Genomic DNA, 20,605 nt, shown 5'->3' on the forward strand with positions numbered 1-20,605 from the left:
GCAGCGAGTTCGATCGGCTTCGGCGGCTCGGGAGGCGCCGGCATGAGCTTGGCGATGTCGTCAGAGCTCGGCGGTGGTGACGTCTCGGCCGCTGCGATGACGATGGGCTCTGGCGGCTTCGCCGCAGCGACCGCAACCGGCGGCTCTGGTCTGGCCTCCGGCCTTGTCGGTGGCGTCGTGTCGTGACGCGCGACCGCTTCCTTCAGGGCCGCATAGAGTTCCTTGGTGGGCTCGCCGGTCTCGCGATGGGCGTTGATGCGCTGGAAGGTCCGAATGGCAGCGCGTGTCATCGGCCCCAATGCGCCGTCGGGCTTGTCGCGCAGAAGCCTGAGATCGAAAAGCGCTTGCTGGATGATTCGAACCTGATCCTTGCTCGCCTTGGGCCAGTCCTGCGGATCGAGATCCGGCGGTGGTAGCGGGGGAAGAGCGCCCGTGCGGGTCGGGGCGGGTGGAGGTAGCGCGGCCGCGGCTTCGACCGGCGGGACAGGAGCAAGGCGTACCTGTGGCTTGGCCGGTCGCTGCATCGCCTCGACAATGCGCCTGAACTCGCCTTGCCCGATCTGCTCGGCTTTCTGCAGGTCTTCCTGCGTCAGACCGCGCTGCAGTGCCTGCGCGCGGGTCGCCGAGGTCTTGGCCAGCGCCGTCTCGGCCCCCTTGTTCGTCTGCCGTTCAAACTCGGCGGTGATCGCGAACCAGGCCATCGCCATTGCCAGGTCCTTTGGGGCCGCATCGCCACGCTCGTAGATGTCGCCCAGGCTGAACATCGACGCAGCCATTCCCTGACGCGCGGCTGACCGTAGAAGCTCAACCGCCTCCGCGCCGTCGCGCGTGGTGCCCTTGCCGTCGCGCAGCATCAGGGCGAGGTTGTGCTTGGCGAGTGCCAGGTTGCCTTCGACGGCCCTGCGATACCAGGCGACGGCCCGCGGTAGGTTGCGCTCCATCACGAAACCACGCTCGTACATGACCGCGACATTGAAGGCCGACTGCGCAGAGCCGGCCTGGGCCGCACGCAGGAGCCAGCCTGCGCCGGCCTGCTGGTCCTTCGGCATGCCGACGCCTTGGACGAGCCGGCGCGCGAGTTCATCCATGGCGCTGATGTCGTTGGCCTCGGCGCGGCTCCGTAATTCATCGACCGGCAGGGTGGCCCAATCGACGGGCTTGTCCGGCGTCGGCGGCACCTCAGTTGGAGAAGGTGGGGCCTGCGCCGGTGCCGGTGCCGGAGCAGGCACGCGGAGAAGATCGCTTTTCGGAGCGGCGGGCGGCGTTTCGGGAACGGGGACGGGGGACGGCGGCGGAGCAGCGGCGATCGCCGCGGCCCTCACCGTCGGAGGGCTTGTCGGCGGGGGCGGCGGCGGCGCTGCCGCGGCGGCCCCGGGCGGCGCCGTCGGAGGAGGGGGAAGCGGTTCGGCCAGCGCCACGATCGCCGGTGCGTCCGGCGCGTCCTCCGGCGAGCGGCTTACCCATGCGCCGACACCCGCCGTCGACGCGACGACGATCGCGAACGATGCCACGACAACGGGCCGTTTCAGCAGGGAGGGGGCGGCGGCTGGCTTGCCGGTCATCCCCGAAGAATAGCCGAGACGGGCCGCTGCGGCGAAGGCATCGCGCGATGGCGCACGACGATCAGGGCCGTCAGCAGAAGCACGGCGCCGGCCTGATGGAGCGTGGCGATCGGGATGCTGACGCCGCTCAGGATCGTGGCGATGCCCAGGCCGAGCTGGAAGAAAGCCATCGCCGCCGCGGCCAGGGTCTCGGATCGAGGCGCACGCCACGCCATGACCAGCACGCCGAGGAACAGGAGCTTCGCCAGCCAGCGATGGACGAACTGGATGGTCGTGCCGTTCTCGAAGAAGTTGACCCACCCCGGCGAGAGGTCGAACAGGCCGGGCGGGATCCAGTAGCCCGACATAGTGGGAAATGTGTTGTGTGCGGTGCCGGCACGCAGCCCGGCCATGAAGGCGCCCCAGATCATCACCACCAGCAGGAAGCCGATCAGCGCCGTCGACTTGCGTGCGGTCTTCGGATCACCGCGCCGGACTCCGTGGGGGATCAGGTCGAGTATCAGCCAGACCGTGTAGGCATAGAGCACGACCGCCAGCATGAGATGGGCGGCAAGCCGGTAGTGGCTGACCGATGGCCGGTCGACGAGGCCCGATGCCACCATCGCCCAGCCCAGCGCTCCCTGTAGCCCACCCAGCACGAGGAGAGCGAACAGGCGCGGCTTGAGATGCGCGTTCAGCGCGCCGCGCCACCAGAACCAGGCGAGCGGCAGCGCGAACACGACGCCGATCAGGCGGCCCCACAGGCGGTGTATGTATTCGAGCCAGAAGATTTCCCGGAACTCCGGGACCGTGAAGGTGTGGTTCACCATCCGACCCTGCGGCGAGGCCAGGTACTTCTGCAGTTCGGCCTGCCAGGCCACGTCGGAGAGCGGCGGCAGCCAACCGGTGACCGGCCGCCATTCGACCATCGACAGGCCCGATTCGGTAAGCCGGGTCAGTGCGCCGATCACGATCATGAAGAAGATCATGCCGGCGACGACGATCAGCCACTGGCGCACGGAGGCGGGGACTTGCTGCATGGCCGCCGGAACATGGGGGAAGCGGGAGCCGCCGTCATCAGGCATAAATGTCGCGAATGGCCGCGTCCTCGGGGTGTCTTGCGCTCGACGTCTGCCTTGTTTAACGGTTCGCATACGAACAATTTTCATCCATCCTTCCGGAACATCGCCATGACAGCGTCCCCGCTGGCCCCGCCGGTCACCTTCGGGTCGAGCTTCAGTGACTTTTACGATCGCGAAGGCCTGGTCAGGCTGGATGCCGCCTTCGTCGAGTGGCTGAAGGATGCGAATGTCGACGTCCATACCCGCCTGCTGGCGGCGCGCGCCGCGCCCGACGCGATGGCTGCCAAGGACGAATCCAACCTGCTGATCGAACTGGCGCGCCCGCTCGAAGATTTCGTCGCCACACTGTTCGGGGTCGCCGGCGAAGTGGCCGAGTTGCGCGGTAGCCACAGTCGTCTGGCGCCGCTCTACGACTGCAAGCGCCTGTTCGTGCAGCGCTACGTCGCCCGCGCCCTCAAGCCGGAAGCCGCGGCGGCCCTGGATGGCGCAGCCGTCACAGCCGCCGTGAATCTCCCGGTCACACTCGAGGCCGGACTCGAAGCCTGGGAACTGGCGTTCGCGCTCGCGGTTCGGGATCTGATCGGGCCTGAGTTCAAGGTCGAGGCGCCGACCCCCGAGGTCGAGGCCCTGACGCGTTACGCCGCGTGGGCTCTGCACCATCCCCAGGGCAAGCGCCGCCATCAGGACGGGCCCTTGTTCAAGGTGCCGCACAAGCTCGATTTCGAGCATCTGGTGCCGGTCGAGACCGAGATCGTCGACGGCGTGACTCGCATGAAGCTGCCGCGGTCGATGCTGCGCCATCGCGAGGGCTTTGCCCTCACCGACCAGGGCTTCGACCTGGTGCGCGCCCTCGACCACGCCAACTACTGCATCTGGTGCCACAACCAGGGCAAGGACAGCTGCTCGCGTGGGCTCAGGGATCGCAAGACGGGCGCCTTCCAGAAGTCGCCGTTCGGCGTGACGCTCGCGGGCTGCCCGCTCGAGGAAAAGATCTCGGAGATGAACCTGCTGAAGAGCGAGGGCTTCTCCATCGGCGCGCTGGCGATGGCCGCGGTCGACAACCCGCTGCTAGCGGCCACGGGCCATCGCATCTGCAACGACTGCATGAAGGCCTGCATCTACCAGAAGCAGGAACCGGTCGACATCCCGCAGATCGAGACCCGCACCCTCAAGGACGTGCTCGCGCTGCCCTGGGGCTTCGAGATCTACTCGCTACTGACGCGCTGGAATCCGTTGAACCTGCGCCGGCCGATCCCGTGTCCCTCGACGGGCCGCACCGTGCTGGTGGTTGGCCTCGGTCCCGCGGGCTTCAACCTCGCGCATCACCTGATGAACGACGGCCATACGGTGGTCGGCATCGACGGGCTGAAGATCGAGCCGCTGCCCGAGACGCAGTCGGGTGTCCGGATGGATGGAACGCGCGTGCCCTTCGCCGCGGTGAAGGACGTCGCGACTTTGCGTGAAAATCTCGGCGAGCGCGCGATGGCGGGCTTCGGCGGCGTCGCCGAGTACGGCATCACCGTCCGCTGGGACAAGAACTACCTCAAGATGGTGCGCCTGTTGCTGGAGCGTCGCGCACAATTCTCGATGTTCGGCGGCGTGCGCTTCGGCGGCACGGTGACGGTCGAGAGCGCCTTCGCCATGGGCTTCGACCACATCGCGCTCTGTGCCGGCGCCGGCAAGCCCACGGTGCTGGATCTGCACAACGGTCTCGCGCGCGGCGTGCGCGCGGCGTCGGATTTCCTGATGGCGCTGCAGCTCACCGGCGCGGCCAAGAAGGATTCCATCGCCAATCTGCAGATCCGTCTGCCCGTGGTGGTGATCGGCGGTGGCCTGACCGCGATCGACACGGCAACCGAGTCGCTGGCCTACTACCCGCTCCAGGTCGAGAAGTTCCTCGCTCGCCACGAGACGCTGATCGCCGAGCGCGGCGAGGCGGCGGTGGGAGCGAACTGGTCGCCCGAGGAGCGCGAGATCGCCGGGGAATTCATTGCCCATGCCCGCGCGATCCGGGCCGAGCGTGAATTGGCGGCTCGCGAGGGCCGCGAGCCCGCGATCACGAAGCTGGTGAATGGCTGGGGCGGCGTCTCGCTGGTCTATCGCCGGCGCCTGATCGATTCGCCGTCCTACACGCTGAACCATGAGGAAGTGCTCAAGGCGCTCGAGGAAGACATCCGCTTCGTCGAGGGCCTGTCACCCGTCGCGGTCGAGATCGACGAGGCGGGACAGGCGAGGGCGCTGAAGGTCGCGGGCGAGCAGAGCGGCAACAAGGTCGAGGCGACGCTGCCGGCACGCACCATCCTCGTCGCCGCGGGTACGCAGCCCAACACGGTGCTGGCGCGCGAGGACGCGACGCACGCCTTCATCGACGGCAAGTATTTCCGCGCGCTCGACGAGGCGGGAAACCCGGTGACGCCCGAGCGCGTCTGCAAGCCGGGCGACGTGCGCGTGCTGATGTACCGCCACGCCGACGATCGCTTCATGTCCTTCTTCGGCGACCTGCATCCCTCGTTCGCCGGCAACGTCGTGAAGGCGATGGGCGGGGCCAAGCAGGGCTATCCGGTGCTGACGCGGGCGATGACGGCGCTGCCGCCCTCCCGGCGCACACCCGCAGAGATCCTCGACGAGGCCAACCGCTCCTGGCGGGCCCGCGTGGTGCGCGTCGACCGGCTGACGCCGACCATCATCGAGGTCATCGTCGAGGCGCCTGCAGCGGCCCGCAATTTCGAGCCCGGCCAGTTCTATCGCCTGCAGAACTACGAGGCGCGTTCCCTGCGCGCCGAGGGGACGCTGCTCACCATGGAGGGCCTCGCGTTGACCGGCGCCTGGGTCGACAAGGACGAGGGCCTGCTGTCGCTGATCGCCCTGGAGATGGGTGGCTCGTCAGACCTCTGTGCCCAGCTGAAGGCCGGCGAGCCGGTGATCGTCATGGGCCCGACCGGTGCGCCGACCGAGATCGAGCCCGGCGAGACCGTCGTGCTGGTGGGCGGCGGCCTCGGCAATGCCGTGCTCTTCTCGATCGGCCAGGCCTTCCGCAGGGCCGGCAGCAAGGTGCTCTACTTCGCGGGCTACAAGAAGATGATCGACCGCTACAAGGTCGAGGAGATCGAGGCCGCGGCCGACGTCGTCGTCTGGTGCTGCGACGAGGCGCCGGGCTTCACGCCGGGCCGTCCACAGGACAAGTCGGTCGTCACCAACATCGTCGAGGCGATGCGCCGGTACGCCTCGGGCGAGCTCGGCGACCAGCCGATCCCCTACAGCGCCGCCGACCGCATCGTCGCCATCGGCTCCGATGGCATGATGAACGCGGTGCGGTTGGCGCGGCATGCGGCGCTGAAGCCGTACCTGAAGCCCGAACACGTGGCCTTCGGCTCGATCAACTCCCCCATGCAATGCATGATGAAGGAGATCTGCGCCCAGTGCCTGCAGCTGCACAGGGACCCGGAGACCGGAAAGGAGACGGTGGTCTTCTCCTGCTTCAACCAGGACCAGCGGCTCGACCTGGTTGATTTCAGCAACCTGCGCCAGCGCCTGCGCCAGAACTCCGTGCAGGAAAAGATCGGCGCCCTATGGATCGACCGCTCGCTGAAGCAGCTCGGGCTGCGCGGCTAGCGTCTTTCCGATGCAGGAAGATCAAACACCCACCTCATCCTGAGGAGCCGCGCCCGCGCGGCGTCTCGAAGGATGGGCAGTAAACGCGGTGCTCGTGCCCTTGCTTCGAGAGGGCTGCTCTGCAGCCTCCTCAGCATGAGGTTGGTGGTTTGATTCCAGCTTGTTCGGAAAGACCCTCGAGTTCAGGCGCGCTCCAACGAAGCCGGCTCGCGCCCCCCGGCCGGGCCGAGACGTCCGTGCACTGATCCTGCGATATCCGGGCGGCCGAAACCCGTGAATGGGCGCCGGGGCTTTTTCTGATTCGTCTGATTCGTTTATTTCGAATATTTCTTTGTGGCCGAATTCCCCTTGGAATCAGCCCTTTAGACGAAGATCTTCCGAGCGACGATCACCAGCAGTGCGATGGACGCGACGATGATGACGAGGAGCGTGACGACGATGCCGGCGGCCCGGCCGGGATTGACGGCGGTCGTCCGGGCGAGGCCAAAGGCGTGGGCCAGGCGGGCGACGATGAAGGCTATGCCCAGCGCATGGACTAGCACCCGCGAGCCCCCGCAGATCTCGAGCAGCGCCAGCAGGACCAGCACCAGCGCGGCATATTCGGCGAAATTCCCGAAGACGCGGCTCATCCGGCTCATATCGGCGTCGCCGCCGTCGCCGATGCTGACCTGGCTCCGCTGGCGCTGACGGATCACCAGCGCCGCGAGCAGCACGCAGAGGAAGCCGGTCAGAGCGGCGTAGAAAGCGGTGACGAACGGCAGGGCAGGCATTGCCATGGGCTTATCTCCTAGGGAGCGCGCACGAAGCGGAACAGGACCTTGTCCTGACTGTAATAGCGCAGCTGGTCCACGACCTTCGGAAAATATTCGCTCCCCACCGTCACCGGCATGAAGGCGTCGAGATCGAGCGGGCGCACGCTGACTTGGAAGCCCGCGTCACTGAACGCCCTGGCGACGTTGTCCAGGGAATGATCGTAGAGCGGGATCGACGAGGTTTCGGCGATCACCTTGCGCCAGCGCGGCCAGACGGCGCTGTCCTTGTGGCAGCCCATGGCCGAGACGTAGGTCCCGCCCGGCTTGAGTGCCGCCCCGATGTCGACGGCGTGCGCGGCCAGGTCGGGCAGCAGGTAGAGGACCTCGTGGCTGAAGGCGAAGTCGAACGTCCGGCCGAGCGCGGCCGCGCTCTCGCCGACCTTGTACTCGATGGGCCGATAGCCCTTCAGCAGGTCGGCGCGCGCCACCGATTCGCGGGCGATGTCGATGCCGATCGCCGATTGGAAAGGGTGGCGGTCGTAGAGCATCCTCAGGAAGCCGCCCTGGTTGCAGCCATAGTCCAGGATGGTCGACTGGCGGAGATCCTCATAGATCGAAACGTCGATCATGCGCCGCCAGATCGGCGCATGGGCGGCACCCATCGCCTCCTCGTCGGCGGCGTTGCGGTTCCAGGTCCGGATGATGGAAGACCGTTGCATCGCTTCCTCCCCAGTGATTCTTCTGCGGAAGAAGCGAGCCTATCACGCCCTTGTTACGCCTGCCCTAATCAAGCCCGGCCGCGCCAGGGATGCACGAGCAGCGGCCCCGCGATCAGGCTGCCGAAGGTGACGATGCCGACGGCGATGGCGACGAAGACGCCCGGCAGGCCCCAGCCGAGATGCTCGATGGCGAACCAGCCGCCCAGCGACGCCACGAACAGGCGGGTCACGCCGGCGGCGAACGGCGCCTTCATGCGGCCGGCCCCCTGGCTGGCGAAGGACAGCGTCATGCCGATGCCGAACACGAAGTAGAACGGCGCCACACGCGTGACATAGGCCACGGTCGCGGCGACCACGTCGGGGTCGCTGGTGAAGAGGCGGGCCCAGCCCTCGGGGAAGAGCGCCACGACCCATCCGAAGATGCCGATGCCCAGCCCGGCAATCAGGCTCCCGATCCAGGCGGCCCGGACCGCCCGCCGCCAGTCGTTGGCGCCGGCGGCGACGCCCACGATGGTCGTCAGGCCGGAGCCGATGCCGAAGGCCAGCGGCACCAGCATGAATTCCAGCCGCACCCCGATACCGTAGCCGGCAAGCGCCGCGACGCCGAAGCGGCCAACCAGGCCCGTGACCAGCATGGCCGTGAGGTTCGCGGTAAAGGCGGAGAAGGAGGCGATCAGGCCGACCCGCAGGATCTCCCAGAACAGGCGGCCCTGCAGGGGGATGCCGGCGAGAGCTGGCACGAAGCCGAGCTTGCCGCTCCAAAGGGCGCGCGCCTGCAACAGTGCCGAAATGGCGGAGGTCAGCAGGGAGGAGATGGCGGGCCCTGCCATGCCCAGGCCCGGCCAGTCGCCGATGCCCAGCGCCAGTACGTAGGAGAGCGGCACCTGGGCGATCGAGGAGACCAGCATGTAGCGGCCGGGGGTGGCCGCATCGCCGCCGCCGCGGAGCAGGGCCGAGAGGAAGAAATTGGCCCAGATGAAGATCGAGCCCGTGAACAGAACATGGGAGTAGGTGAGCGCCTTCGTGAGGGACGCTCCTTCACCTCCTAGCAGCCGGTAGAGCGACGGAGCGACCGTCCAGGCGAGCAGGGTGAAGAGCAGGGCCAGCACCGTGCCGAGGACGAGCGCGTGCAGGATCAGAGCGCGCGCGTCGCCGGTGCGGCCGGCCCCCAGGGTGCGGGCCATGGCGGCCGCCACGCCGCCGCCCATGCCGCCGGCCGCCATCATGGTCATCATCATCATGAGCGGGAAGACGAGCGCGAAGCCCGCCAGCGACTCGGTGCCCAGCCGTCCGAAGATGAAGGTCTCGGCGATGGCCACCAGGGTCTGGACGATCATGACGGCGGTGGTGGGGGCCGATAGCTTCCACAGGCTCTTGCCGATGGGCGCGGTGAGGAGGGGATGCGACAGGGAAGGCTCCAATTACGTGCATATGCACATTATCAGGCCGCGCCCTCGTGTCACCTTACAAACGCTGAGGGAGGCATTAGCTTTCACCCATGAGCCAGCAGACGGAACGTCCCCTCGCCAAGCCCTCGGTCCAGGTCGAGAACGACCGCGTCATCGTGACGGAATGGCGCTTCCCGCCGGGAGGTCACACCGGCTGGCATCGCCACAACCACGACTATGTCGTGGTGCCCATCACCACGGGCGAACTGCACATTTTCGACGGGAAGGCGACGGTGCCGGCACCGTTGCGGGCTGGCGTCTCCTATTCCCGGCAGACGGGCGTCGAGCACGATGTCATCAATCCCAACGATTTCGAGTTCGTTTTCGTCGAGATCGAGGTCAAGGCCTGATGCTGCCGCCGGGCTGCCCCGCGCCCGGTCGCATTGACTTGACCAGCCGTAAGGGTCATATGGGGTCCGCCCAGCGGTCCGGCTCGATCCTCGAGCCTTATGAGACTGCTCCAAGTCCAGCGGAAAGAATGGACTAAACTACGGAAATTAAATGAGTTTTGAGAGTTTGGGGCTGAGCGCCCCGGTACTGCAGGCAGTGGCCGAGAAGGGCTACACAAAGCCTACCCTCATCCAGGAAAAGGCCATCCCCATCTGCCTGATGGGTCGCGATGTCCTCGGATGCGCCCAGACGGGCACCGGCAAGACCGCCTCCTTCGTCCTCCCGATGATCGATATTCTCTCGGAAGGCCGCGCCAAGGCGCGTATGCCGCGCTCGCTCATCCTGGAGCCGACGCGCGAACTGGCCGCCCAGGTGGCCGAAAACTTCGAAATCTACGGCAAGTACCACAAGCTCAACATGGCGCTGCTGATCGGCGGCGTGAGCTTCCCCGACCAGGAGCGCGCCCTGGAGCGCGGCGCCGATGTCCTGATCGCCACGCCCGGCCGGCTGCTCGACCATTTCGAGCGCGGCGGCATCCTGCTGAACGACGTGAAGATCCTGGTGATCGACGAAGCCGACCGCATGCTCGACATGGGCTTCATCCCCGACGTTGAGCGCATCGTCGCCACCCTGCCGCCGCTGCGCCAGACCCTGTTCTTCTCCGCGACCATGCCGCCGGAGATCAAGCGCCTGGCGGACCGTTTCCTGAGCAACCCGAAGGAAGTGACGGTCGCCCCGCCGGCCTCCGCCTCCAAGAACATCGTGCAGGGCCTCGCGGTCGTGCCGGAAGAGGACAAGCGCGAAGCGCTGCGGGCCCTGATCAAGGAACAGGACATCAAGAACGCCATCGTCTTCTGCAACCGCAAGAAGGACGTGGCGATCCTCCAGGGGTCCCTGAAGAAGCACGGCTTCAACGCCGGGGCGCTGCATGGCGACATGAGCCAGCCCGCGCGCATGGAGACGCTGGAGAAGTTCAAGCAAGGCGAGATCCAGATCCTGGTCGCCTCTGACGTCGCCGCCCGCGGCCTCGACATCGTGGCGATGAGCCATGTGTTCAACTTCGATGTCCCGTTCTCGCCCGAGGACTATGTCCATCGCATTGGCCGCACTGGCCGTGCCGGCAATACCGGTCATTCCTTCACCCTGGCGTCGCCTGACGAGGGCGGCCTGGTCGAGGCAATCGAGAAGCTGATCGGCACGGAGATTCCGAGGGTCGAGGTTCCGGGCATACAGACCGTGGCCTTCGAGGCGTCCGACGGACGCCGTCGCGGACGCGGCCGGGGACGTGGCGGTTCGAGCAGCAGCAGCAGTCGTAGCCGCAGTTCCAGCAGCCGTCCGCCACGCGAGCCGCGTCCCGAGGCCGAGGCGCGTCCCGAGCGTGAGGCTCGCCCCGAGCGGGAAGCCCGTCCGGAACGTGAAGCACGGCCGCCACGGGAGCCGCGGGCCGAGCGTCCTCCTCGCCAGCCGCGTCCTGAGCGCGAGCCGCGTCCCGAGCGGGAGGCACGGCCGCCGCGGGAGCGCCGCCCGGAAAGGTCTGATCGTGCAGACCGGCCGCGCCAGGATCGTCGCGACCGGGACGATACGCCGGCGCCGATGGGCCTCGGCGATCACGTGCCGGCTTTCCTCGCCCGTCCGGCGCGCTAAAGTCGCGCGTCGCGGCGGAGGGCGTCCATGCAGACCATTTTCGTCATGGTGAAGTGCGAGCTCGGCAAGGCCTACGAGGTTGCCGACAATGCCGTCGCCGTCGAGCAGGTGTCGGAGGTCTATTCGACCTCCGGGCAATACGATCTCCTGATGAAGTGCTATCTCGACGCGAAGACCGACATTGGCCATTTCGTGACGAGCCAGATCCAGACGCTGCCGGGGGTGAAGGACACGTTCACCCTGATCACCTTCAAGGCTTTTTCCTGAGCACGGCCCTTCCGCAGAATCATCTGCCGAGGGGCGAGGACTTCCTGCTCCTCCCACCGTCCATTCAGCCCTACGCCTATCGCAACGTCGACAAGTTGTTCGCCCATCGCGTGATCGCCAAGGGGCCGAACCCACGCGAGCTGCCGCGCGGCCGCGAGATCGCGCCGGTCTATGTCGCCGCCGGCCTTGAACACGACGTCGCCTCGTTCATGGACCGCAACGTGATGGTGGGCATTCTGGTGATCCATCGCGGCCGGATCGTGCTCGAACGCTACGGCCTCGGCCTGCAGGAACACGATCGCTGGTCGACCATGTCGACCGTGAAGTCGATGACCGCAATGCTGGTCGGCGCGGCGGTTCGCGACGGCGCGATTAAGTCGATCGACGATCCGCTGACAACTTACCTGCCGGCGCTCAGGGACTCGGCCTACGAGGGCGTGACCCTGCGGCATGTCATGACGATGTCGTCCGGCGTGCGCTGGACCGAAGTCTATCCAGACCGGAATTCGGACGTGAACCGCTACTCGAAGTCGCTGGCCGACAAGGTGCCCGACGGCGTGCTGAAGTTGATGGCCTCGCTGCCGCGCGCACATCCACCGGGCAGCACCTTCCTCTACAATTCGGGCGACACGTTCCTGCTGGGCGCCGCGCTCACGAAGGCCGTCGGCAAGCCCCTTGCCGATTACATGTCGGAGAAGGTCTGGCAGCCCGCCGGCATGGAGTGCGATGCCTTCTATACGCTGGAGAGTGACGACGGGCAGGAGATCGGCGGTAGCCGCGCCGGCATGGTCCTGCGCGACTTTGGCCGCTTTGCGGAGTTCGTTCGCACCGATGGCGTCATCGCGGGGACGCGCGTCCTGCCCGAAGGCTGGGTCGAGGCCGCTGCGGCGCCTGCCTTCGTCGTGCCTGCGCCCTCCGTGCCCGACATCACCCATTACGGCTACAGCTGGTGGCTGGGTGACGGGGTGATGGCGGCGCTGGGTCATGCCGGTCAACGCATCGACATCTTCCGGAGCGAAGATCTGTCGGTTGTGACACTTGCCGCTCTGCCGCAGCCACCCTATGTGCCCGCCACCGACCATGATCGCCGCGCGGAGATCGTCACCTTCACACAGGCGGTGAGGGCAGCCTGCGCGGCACCCAACCGGGAGAGCCGACCCGCATGACGACGACCCCCGCCAAGAAACTCGAGCTGCTCGTCGAGCGGATCGTGATGGGCAGCCGGTGGCTGCAGGCGCCTCTCTATGTCGGCCTGGTGGCCGTGCTGGGCGTCGTGGTCGTGAAGTTCCCGTTCAAGATCTGGGAGCTCGTGCGCAAGGCGGTGAGCGCCGAGGAGGCCGATCTCGTTCTCGCGGTGTTGTCGCTGGTCGACCTGATCATGGTCGCCAACCTCGTCGTGATGGTCATCATCTCGGGCTACGAGAATTTCGTCAGCCACATCGACGTCGATAGTTCGCGCGACCGGCTCGCCTGGTTCGGCAAGCTCGATGCGGGGTCGCTGAAGATCAAGCTCGCCAGCTCGATCGTGGCGATCTCCTCGATCCACCTGCTGCAGCGCTTCCTCGAGGCCGGCGACTACGACAACGGCAAGCTCTATGCGCTGGTCGTCATGCACATGGCCTTCGTGGTTTCGGCGCTGCTGCTGACCTATATCGACAAGATCGCCTCCGACAAGAAGGCCGGCGGGCATTGAGCCGCGGCGGCACGGCGGTCCTCGCCATCTGGGTCGACATCGACCCGGCCGACGATGCTTTTTTCGAGCATTGGCACAGCCGCGAGCATCTCGAGGAGCGTGTCTCCTGTCCGGGCTGGCTGCGCGGCAGCCGCTTCAAGGGCGTGACGCAGCCCGGTCGCCACCTGCTGTTCTACGACGCCGAGACGGCCTCGGCCTTCGAGAGCGAAACCTATTATGCACGGCTGCGTGCGCCCAGCGAGATGAGCCGCGCCATCTTCCCGAAGTTCCGCAACACCTCGCGCACCGTCTGCGCGGTCGAGCAGCGTTGGGGCGAGGGGATCGGCGCCGCGGTGCTCACGGTGCGCATGAAGGCCAGCAACGTGGCGCCCTTCGACAGGCTCGCTTCGCCCGAAACGGCCCGCGTCGACCTTCTCACCGGCCGCGCCAATATCGGACAGGCGCCCACCGCCGAGAAGGACCTGCGCGACGGTGCCGATCAGCAGATCGAGCGGGCGCTGGTTGCCTTCTTCTGGTCGGTCGAAGCCGCCCAGGCCGCCCGCGACCGCCACGCGCCCGAGGGCGAGGTCTTCGCCCTGCGCCACACCGTGTCGAAGAGCGATCTCGCCACTTAGAGTTTCCGTCGTCTCGACCGGAGCCTCGCGGAGCGAGGCGGAGTGGAGAGACCTTCGCTCAACCATTTGACGGCTTTTGGTGGAGAGAAGGTCTCTCCGCTCCGCACCTCCGGTGCTCCGGTCGAGACGACGGAGTCTTTCGCAAGAGGGATACTTCGCTGACGGAAAGGATCCCTCACGTCGTTCGAGGCGACAGCGTCGCCGTCAGTTGATCAGCCCGTAGAACTTCCCGGCGTTGGTGCAGGTGATCATCTTCACCTGCTCGGCCGGGACCTCGGCGAACTGTTCCTTGATGTACTTGTCGGAGTGCGGCCAGACGCCGTCGCCGTGCGGGTAGTCGGAGCCCCACATCAGGCTCTCGGCGCCCATCTCCTCGATCAGCTTGGCGCCGATGCGGTCAAACTGGAACGTAGCCTTGCACTGGCGGCGCCAGTAGTCGCTGGGCTTCATCTTGAGGCCGAGGTCGGTGAATCGGTCCTCCCACTCGAAGTCCATGCGGTCGAGCGCATAGGGGATCCAGCCGCAGCCCGATTCGCCGAAGGCGATGCGGATGTTGGGAAAGCGTTCCAGCACGTTGGCGCCGATGATGGCGGCCAGGATGTTCACCAGGTTCATCTGGAAACCCGAGACGACGGTGAAGAACACCGAGCGGCCGACCCGGCCGGGATATTTCTCGATGGTGCCGGGCGGGACGTTGGGGAAGGTATGGAAGTGCAGCGGCAGCTGCACGTCGTTCACCGCCTTCCACAGCGGGTCCCACATCGGATGCCACATCGGCTCCATGTCCCACGAGCAGGAGAGCTCCAGGCCCTTGATGCCCATCTTGGCCACCCGGTAGGTCTCCTTCACCGCGGCATCGATGTCGCCGTAGGGCAGGCACGCGAGGCCGATATGCCGGTCGGGATAGTGGCTGCAGAAGTCCTTCAGCCAGTCGTTGTAGATGCGCAGCATCTCGTTGCCGGCCTCGCGGTCGTTGAGACGGCTGGCGGCGCCGAGGATGCCGTAGATCACCTCGGCATCGACGCCGTCGCGGTCCAGATCCTTGATGCGGAGATGCGGATCGGAGATGCGGCGGATGTCCTTCGCGCCGTCGGCGTAGAGGCCGGTCTCGGCCATGATGTCGACGCGATGATGCTTGCCGGGCACGAACTTGGAGCCCGAGGGGCCGACGCCGTTCTTGAAACCGAACGAGGCGCCGTTCTTCGCGACCCACTTAGGCCCGTCGTCGGTGTCGGTGACGTACGGCATGCGGTCCTTGAGATTGCGCGGCGCCATCGACGTGAACAGGTCAGGCGGCATCCACGGCAGGTCGAGGTGGCTATCGGCCGAAATGCGCTTGTATTGCATGGCGTTTGGCTCCCTTTGATTTGCTGATTGGATTATGCGCCGCCCGAGCGGCGGGGCAATGCTCCTACTGTTTCGCGGGTCGGCTTGTGTGCTAGGGCTCGAACATGACTGACATGGCTGCTTCCCGTCTCGACGGGGACTTCGACTACATCATCGTGGGCGCCGGCTCGGCCGGATGCGTGCTCGCCAACCGGCTCTCGGCAGATCCGAAGAACCGCGTGCTGGTGCTCGAGGCGGGCGGGCGCGACAACTGGATCTGGTTCCACATACCGGCGGGCTATCTCTTCGCCATCGGCAATCCGCGCGCCGACTGGATGTTCCAGACGGAGAAGGAGCCGGGGCTCAACGGCCGCGCGCTGAACTATCCACGCGGCAAGGTGATCGGCGGCTGCTCGGCGATCAACGGCATGATCTCGATGCGCGGCCAGTCGCAGGACTACGACCACTGGCGGCAGCTCGGCCTCACCGGCTGGGGCTGGGACGATGTCGCGCCGGTCTTCCGCAGGCTCGACAATCATTTCCTGGGCGACACCGAGCATCACGGCGCCGGCGGCGAATGGCGGGTCGAGGAATCGCGGGTGCGCTGGGAGGTGCTCGACGCGGTGATCAAGGCCGCCACCGAGATGGGCATCCCGCAGACCGCGGATTTCAACACCGGCGACAACACCGGCGTCGGCTATTTTCACGTCAACCAGAAGCGCGGCATCCGCATGTCGGCGGCGCGCGCCTTCCTGAAGCCGGTGCTCAGCCGTTCGAACCTGAAGCTCGAGACCGGCGTCCTGGTCGAGAAGCTGACCTTCGAGGCCAAGCGTTGCACCGGCGTGCTCTATCGTCGGGACGGCCGCCTCGTCGAGGCGCGTGCGAAGGGCGAGATCATCCTGGCGGCCGGCGCGATCGGCTCGCCGCAGATCCTTCAGCTTTCCGGCATTGGTCCGGCGGAGTGGCTGGCTGAGTCGGGCGTACCGGTTCTGCACGAGTTGCAGGGTGTCGGCCGGAACCTGCAGGACCATCTGCAGCAGCGCGCGATCTACAAGGTCAACGGCGTGAAGACCTTGAACACGGACTACCATTCGCTGGTCGGCCGGGCACTGATGGGCATGCAATATGCATTGCTGCAGAAGGGGCCGCTCACCATGTCGCCCTCGCAGCTGGGCATCTTCACACGCTCTTCGCCGGATCAGGAAAGGTCGAACATCGAGTTCCATGTCCAGCCTTTGTCGCTCGACAAGTTCGGCGAGCCGCTGCATCGCTTCCCGGCGATCACGGTGAGCGCCTGCAACCTGCGCCCGACATCGCGCGGCACCGTCCGGCTGCGCTCGGCCGATCCGACGGCCAAGCCCCTGATCGCACCCAACTACCTCGCGACCTACGAGGACCGCACGGTGGCCGCCGACGCAATCCGCGTGACGCGGCGCCTGATGCGCCAGCCGGCCATGCAGCCCTACCATCCCGAGGAATACCTGCCGGGCCCCGGTGTCGGCGACGACGATGCGTCGCTCGCCAAGGCGGCCGGCGATATCGGCACCACGATCTTCCATCCCGTCGGCACCGCGAAGATGGGCCTGCCGTCGGATCCGCATGCCGTGGTCGACGAGCGGCTGCGGGTCATCGGGCTTCAGGGACTGCGGGTGATCGATGCGTCGGTCATGCCGACCATCACCTCGGGCAACACAAACACCCCCACGATCATGATCGCCGACAAGGCGGCTGGAATGGTCCTGGCGGATGGCAAACAAGGAGAGGCGCGTGCGTAGCAGGATTCTCGGACTGATCGCGGCGGTCGGCCTGTCGGTGCCGGCCGTTTCCATGGCACAGCAGCCGACGACGCTGCGCGTGGTGGCCCATTCAGATCTCAAGATCCTCGATCCGATCTGGACCACGGCCTTCATCGTACGCAACCACGGCTACATGATCTACGACACGCTGTTCGCGCTGGACGGCGACCTCAGGATCAAGCCGCAGATGGTCGACACGTGGCGGACGAGCGAAGACAAGCTCACCTGGACCTTCACCCTGCGCGACGGGCTCGAGTTCCATGACGGTCAGCCCGTCACCAGCGAGGACGTGATCGCCTCGCTGAAGCGCTGGGCCTCGCGCGACAGCCTGGGCAACATCCTGTGGGCGAAGGTCTCCGAGCTTAAGGCCGTCGATGCCAGGACCTTCCAGATCATCCTGAAGGCGCCGACCGGTGTCGTGCTGCAGGCTTTGTCCAAGCCCTCGGGCAATCCCTTCATCATGCCCAAGCGCATTGCCGAGACGCCGGGCACCGACCAGATCAAGGAGTTCGTGGGCTCCGGCCCGTTCATCTTCAAGGCCGACGAGTGGAAGCCCGGCGACAAGACCGTCTATGTGAAGAACCCCAAATACAAGCCGCGGGCCGAGCCGCCCTCCGGCCTGGCCGGCGGCAAGATCGCCAAGGTCGACCGGGTCGAGTGGGTCGCGATCCCCGACCAGCAGACGGCGGTCAATGCGCTGCAGGCCGGCGAGATCGACATCATCGAGGCGCCGCAGCACGACCTCTATCCGCTGCTCAAGAAGGACCGCAACGTCTCGATGGTGACCACCAACAAGTGGGGCAACCAGTACATCTATCGCTTCAACCAGCTACACAAGCCGTTCGACAATGCCAAGAACCGGCAGGCGATGCTCTATGCGCTGAACCAGAAGGACTTCCTGAACGGCGTGATCGGCGATCCCGAGTACTACAGGGTCTGCAAGGCCATGTTCATGTGCGGCGGTCCGTACGAGACGACCGCGGGCTTCGCCGACAAGTATGAGAGCGATTTCGCGAAGGCCAAACAGCTCCTGGCCGAGGGTGGCTACGACAATACGCCGGTCGTGCTGCTGCATTCGACCGACCTCTACGTGCTGACCAACATGGCGCCCATCGCCAAGTCGCTGATGGAGAAGGCCGGCATGAAGGTCGACATGCAGTCGATGGACTGGCAGACGCTGGTCGCCCGCCGCGCCAAGAAGGATGCGCCGGACAAGGGCGGCTGGAACGTGCTCATCACGTCGACCTCGGGTGCCGATTCGCTCGATCCGCTGACCTACAGCTTCATCAGCGCGGCCTGCGACAAGGCTTGGTTCGGCTGGCCGTGCGACGAGGAAATCACGCGCCTGCGCAATGCCTTCGCCGACGAGACCGACGAGGCCAAGCGCAAGGAGATCGTCGAGAAGCTCCAGCTGCGCGCCGCCGAGGTGCCAACGCATGCCTTCCTCGGCCAGTACAACAACGCCATGGCGATCCGGAAGAACGTGACCGGCAGCGTCGTCTCGCCCGTGCCGGTCTTCTGGAACATCGAGAAGAAGTAGCGGGGTCTCCGGCGCCGTCGTCGCTCAGACGACGACGTCCCCCGCGATCTGCGTCCGCTGCATGCGGCGGTGGAAAGGGCCGGCATCGTGGATCGCCAGGTGCTTGGTGCACCTGTTGTCCCAGAAGGCGATCGAGCCGGCCTGCCAGCGGAAGCGGCAGGTGAATTCCGGGCGGTGACCGTGATCCATGAGAAAGTCGAGCAGCGGCTTGCTCTCGCGGTCGGTCATGTTCTCGAAGCGGCAGGAATAGGAGTGGTTCACGAACAGGCACTTGCGGCCGGTCTCGGGATGGGTCCGCACGACCGGATGCAGACACTCGGTCGGGCGCCAGTCCGAATCCTCCCGCACCTTGATCGAACGGCGGGCGTTCAATCCGGCTCGCGGGCCGGCGACCCGGATATCGCTGTGCACGGCGCGGAGGCCCGCCAGCATAGACTTCATGCCGTCGGAGAGGCTCTCGTAAGCGAGATACTGATTGGCGAACAGCGTGTCGCCGCCGTAGGGCGGCACCTCCAGCGCATAGAGGATGGCGCCCATCGGCGGCTCGGGCATCATTGTGGTGTCGGCGTGCCACTCCTCTCCCACGATGCGCTGGTCGCCAGGCGCGCGCACGACGCGCACGATCTCTGGATCGCCCGCACCGGTGTTGAAGTTGGGATGGACGAAGATCTCGCCGAAGCGGCGGGTGAAAGCCTTGTGGCTGGCATCATCGAGTTTCTGGCCGCGGAAGAAGATCACCAGATGCTCGAGCAGCGCGCGACGGATTTCGGCGATCGTCGCGTCGTCGAGGCCGGCCCCGATGTCGACACCGCCGATTTCCGCGCCCAGGGCACCGGCGATGGGAGAAACGGTGATGCGTCGATAGTCCACCATGCACGCGATGATGCGGGTGGTGGAACGAGCGGGCAAGGCGGCGCGGACTGAACTTTTCGCCCGGCGGGACGTTGAGGCGGCGCAACCTTTTTACCGGAGGCGGACGTGGCGGCGCAGGAGAGCAGGGTGATTGCCCGGCAGGGCGCATGGACGAAGGCCGAGCTTCTGGCGCGGCGCATCCATCAACTGACCATGGTGCCCATGCGCTCGGAGAATCATCCGACCTGGGATCCGACCTGGCGTCAGGCCGTGGAAGCGGCTTTTGTCGCCATTGGGTCAGGTGACGAAGACAGGATGGACGACGCGCTGGTACACCTCGAACAACTTGCGCTCACGCTGTAGTCAATCGCCGTTCGATAACGCACATAAAATGTGGCGCCTTTGCACCACGATATGGGTTCGATGCGGCGACTGGGGCGGTATTGCAACCAAATGGGGGCAGGGGAGTTAACCGTTCGTGATCATTCAACGAGCGGGGAAGCTTGCATGAAAAAGGTCTTTGCAGCAGCGGCATTCATGGCTCTGGCGCCGGTTGCGGCCCAGGCGCAGACGATCAATGCCCAGGAAGGTTTTTATATCGGCGCCGGCGGTGGCGCCGCATGGTTCATCGGCTCGAATTCGAATGCCAGCACCTGGACAGGCTGGTCCGTCGGCGGCAAGGCCGGTTACGACTTCGTCGGCCCGCGCCTCGAACTCGAGGTCGGCTACGGTCAGATCCCAACCTCGGCCAACATTCCCGGTACAGCAATCAATGGCAAGGTCGGCCAGCTCAACGTGATGGCGAACCTGCTGTACGACTTCATGCCGACATCGGTGATCACGCCGTACATCGGCGCCGGTGCGGGTATCGCGTTCGTCGACAGCAACGCCTCGCTGGGCAGCACGCAGTTCGCCTACCAAGGCATGATCGGCGTCGCTTACAACGTGAGCGAGCAGCTGCGGTTCATGGTCGAAGGCCGTTACGTCGGCACGACCAACCCCAGCGTCAACACGCCGTTCGGCAATGTGAGCTTCCAGAACAACAACATCCTGGCGCTGGCCGGCGTGACCTACAAGTTCGTCTCGCCGCCGCCGGCGCCGCCTCCGGCCCCGCCGATGGTGGCTCCGCCGTCGTTCATGGTGTTCTTCGACTGGGATCGTTCGAACCTGTCGGCCCAGGCGCTGACGACGATCAAGCAGGCGGCCAGCGCCTACAAGCAGAAGGGCAACGCCCGCATCACGGCGACGGGTCACACCGACACGTCGGGCACCGAGGCCTACAACATGGCGCTGTCGCTGCGTCGTGCGAACGCCGTCAAGGACGCGCTG

At 66.1% G+C, this 20,605-nt stretch carries 18 protein-coding genes; 11 read left to right on the forward strand and 7 right to left on the reverse strand.

Annotated features, from left to right (window positions below; translation table 11 throughout):
• Positions 1-1,562: SEL1-like repeat protein (locus Q0Q48_RS27795; protein WP_295145609.1), on the reverse strand; the 1,562-nt coding region annotated here is incomplete at its 3' end.
• Positions 1,559-2,581: a COX15/CtaA family protein gene (locus Q0Q48_RS27800; protein ID WP_295145611.1), complete on the reverse strand. Its 1,023-nt coding sequence runs from the start codon at positions 2,579-2,581 to the stop codon at positions 1,559-1,561. The genes Q0Q48_RS27800 and Q0Q48_RS27795, both read right to left, overlap by 4 nt.
• Positions 2,582-2,731: 150 nt before the next feature.
• Between Q0Q48_RS27800 and Q0Q48_RS27805 the strand changes: the two genes are divergently transcribed.
• Complete coding sequence (locus tag Q0Q48_RS27805; protein ID WP_295145613.1) at positions 2,732-6,235, forward strand: FAD-dependent oxidoreductase; 3,504 nt, start codon at positions 2,732-2,734, stop codon at positions 6,233-6,235.
• A gap of 362 nt (positions 6,236-6,597) precedes the next feature.
• Here the strand turns inward: Q0Q48_RS27805 and Q0Q48_RS27810 are convergent, their stop codons facing one another.
• From Q0Q48_RS27810 to Q0Q48_RS27820, 3 genes are all read right to left on the reverse strand, one after another.
• The gene (locus Q0Q48_RS27810) at positions 6,598-7,011 is read right to left on the reverse strand and encodes an MAPEG family protein (RefSeq protein WP_295145614.1); all 414 of its coding nucleotides are present in this window, start codon (positions 7,009-7,011) and stop codon (positions 6,598-6,600) included.
• An 11-nt stretch (positions 7,012-7,022) separates the two neighbouring features.
• Entirely contained in the window at positions 7,023-7,706 is a 684-nt protein-coding gene (locus Q0Q48_RS27815) for a class I SAM-dependent methyltransferase (protein ID WP_295145615.1), read from the reverse strand.
• Between the two features lie 68 nt (positions 7,707-7,774).
• Positions 7,775-9,127: an MATE family efflux transporter gene (locus Q0Q48_RS27820; RefSeq protein ID WP_295145616.1), complete on the reverse strand. Its 1,353-nt coding sequence runs from the start codon at positions 9,125-9,127 to the stop codon at positions 7,775-7,777.
• A 77-nt stretch (positions 9,128-9,204) separates the two neighbouring features.
• Here Q0Q48_RS27820 and Q0Q48_RS27825 point away from each other — a divergent pair, with 77 nt between their 5' ends.
• From Q0Q48_RS27825 to Q0Q48_RS27850, 6 genes are all read left to right on the forward strand, one after another.
• A complete protein-coding gene (locus tag Q0Q48_RS27825) occupies positions 9,205-9,504 on the forward strand; it encodes a cupin domain-containing protein (protein ID WP_295145617.1) in 300 nt (99 codons plus the stop codon).
• A 151-nt stretch (positions 9,505-9,655) separates the two neighbouring features.
• On the forward strand, positions 9,656-11,188 hold the full coding sequence (locus Q0Q48_RS27830) for a DEAD/DEAH box helicase (RefSeq protein ID WP_295145618.1): 1,533 nt from the start codon (positions 9,656-9,658) through the stop codon (positions 11,186-11,188).
• A gap of 27 nt (positions 11,189-11,215) precedes the next feature.
• Entirely contained in the window at positions 11,216-11,455 is a 240-nt protein-coding gene (locus Q0Q48_RS27835; protein WP_295145619.1) for an Lrp/AsnC family transcriptional regulator, read from the forward strand.
• A 95-nt stretch (positions 11,456-11,550) separates the two neighbouring features.
• On the forward strand, positions 11,551-12,621 hold the full coding sequence (locus Q0Q48_RS27840) for a serine hydrolase (protein ID WP_295145620.1): 1,071 nt from the start codon (positions 11,551-11,553) through the stop codon (positions 12,619-12,621).
• Positions 12,618-13,148, forward strand: a complete 531-nt coding sequence (locus Q0Q48_RS27845; RefSeq protein ID WP_295145621.1) for a TIGR00645 family protein — start codon at positions 12,618-12,620, stop codon at positions 13,146-13,148. Before Q0Q48_RS27840 ends, Q0Q48_RS27845 begins: the two co-directional genes overlap by 4 nt.
• Entirely contained in the window at positions 13,145-13,762 is a 618-nt protein-coding gene (locus Q0Q48_RS27850; protein ID WP_295145622.1) for a hypothetical protein, read from the forward strand. Before Q0Q48_RS27845 ends, Q0Q48_RS27850 begins: the two co-directional genes overlap by 4 nt.
• Before the next feature lie 204 nt (positions 13,763-13,966).
• On the opposite strand, the gene Q0Q48_RS27855 is transcribed toward Q0Q48_RS27850, so the two are convergent.
• Positions 13,967-15,109 carry an amidohydrolase family protein gene (locus Q0Q48_RS27855; RefSeq protein ID WP_295145623.1) on the reverse strand — a complete coding sequence of 381 codons (1,143 nt, stop codon included), beginning with the start codon at positions 15,107-15,109 and terminating at the stop codon, positions 13,967-13,969.
• 104 nt (positions 15,110-15,213) lie between these two features.
• Between Q0Q48_RS27855 and Q0Q48_RS27860 the strand changes: the two genes are divergently transcribed.
• Positions 15,214-16,863: a GMC family oxidoreductase N-terminal domain-containing protein gene (locus Q0Q48_RS27860; protein WP_295145624.1), complete on the forward strand. Its 1,650-nt coding sequence runs from the start codon at positions 15,214-15,216 to the stop codon at positions 16,861-16,863.
• Positions 16,856-18,424, forward strand: a complete 1,569-nt coding sequence (locus tag Q0Q48_RS27865; protein WP_295145625.1) for an ABC transporter substrate-binding protein — start codon at positions 16,856-16,858, stop codon at positions 18,422-18,424. The genes Q0Q48_RS27860 and Q0Q48_RS27865 overlap by 8 nt, the downstream gene beginning before the upstream one ends.
• A 24-nt stretch (positions 18,425-18,448) precedes the next feature.
• Here Q0Q48_RS27865 and Q0Q48_RS27870 read toward each other — a convergent pair whose 3' ends face one another.
• A complete protein-coding gene (locus Q0Q48_RS27870; protein WP_295145626.1) occupies positions 18,449-19,297 on the reverse strand; it encodes a TauD/TfdA family dioxygenase in 849 nt (282 codons plus the stop codon).
• Positions 19,298-19,402: 105 nt separating this feature from the next.
• Between Q0Q48_RS27870 and Q0Q48_RS27875 the strand changes: the two genes are divergently transcribed.
• Together Q0Q48_RS27875 and Q0Q48_RS27880 are read left to right on the forward strand one after the other, a co-directional pair.
• Entirely contained in the window at positions 19,403-19,639 is a 237-nt protein-coding gene (locus Q0Q48_RS27875; RefSeq protein ID WP_295145627.1) for a hypothetical protein, read from the forward strand.
• Between the two features lie 144 nt (positions 19,640-19,783).
• Positions 19,784-20,605: OmpA family protein (locus tag Q0Q48_RS27880; protein ID WP_295145628.1), on the forward strand; the 822-nt coding region annotated here is incomplete at its 3' end.

This window comes from uncultured Reyranella sp., from assembly GCF_945957355.1.
GTDB lineage: Bacteria > Pseudomonadota > Alphaproteobacteria > Reyranellales > Reyranellaceae > Reyranella.

Bases quoted from the DNA above. Each gene is read 5' to 3' on its own strand.
- Q0Q48_RS27800 (WP_295145611.1), bottom strand. From the start codon at position 2,581: ATGCAGCAAGTCCCCGCCTCCGTGCGCCAGTGGCTGATCGTCGTCGCC.
- Q0Q48_RS27855 (WP_295145623.1), bottom strand. From the start codon at position 15,109: ATGCAATACAAGCGCATTTCGGCCGATAGCCACCTCGACCTGCCGTGG.
- Q0Q48_RS27805 (WP_295145613.1), top strand. From the start codon at position 2,732: ATGACAGCGTCCCCGCTGGCCCCGCCGGTCACCTTCGGGTCGAGCTTC.
- Q0Q48_RS27870 (WP_295145626.1), bottom strand. From the start codon at position 19,297: ATGGTGGACTATCGACGCATCACCGTTTCTCCCATCGCCGGTGCCCTG.
- Q0Q48_RS27835 (WP_295145619.1), top strand. From the start codon at position 11,216: ATGCAGACCATTTTCGTCATGGTGAAGTGCGAGCTCGGCAAGGCCTAC.
- Q0Q48_RS27810 (WP_295145614.1), bottom strand. From the start codon at position 7,011: ATGGCAATGCCTGCCCTGCCGTTCGTCACCGCTTTCTACGCCGCTCTG.
- Q0Q48_RS27845 (WP_295145621.1), top strand. From the start codon at position 12,618: ATGACGACGACCCCCGCCAAGAAACTCGAGCTGCTCGTCGAGCGGATC.
- Q0Q48_RS27860 (WP_295145624.1), top strand. From the start codon at position 15,214: ATGACTGACATGGCTGCTTCCCGTCTCGACGGGGACTTCGACTACATC.
- Q0Q48_RS27825 (WP_295145617.1), top strand. From the start codon at position 9,205: ATGAGCCAGCAGACGGAACGTCCCCTCGCCAAGCCCTCGGTCCAGGTC.
- Q0Q48_RS27830 (WP_295145618.1), top strand. From the start codon at position 9,656: ATGAGTTTTGAGAGTTTGGGGCTGAGCGCCCCGGTACTGCAGGCAGTG.
- Q0Q48_RS27815 (WP_295145615.1), bottom strand. From the start codon at position 7,706: ATGCAACGGTCTTCCATCATCCGGACCTGGAACCGCAACGCCGCCGAC.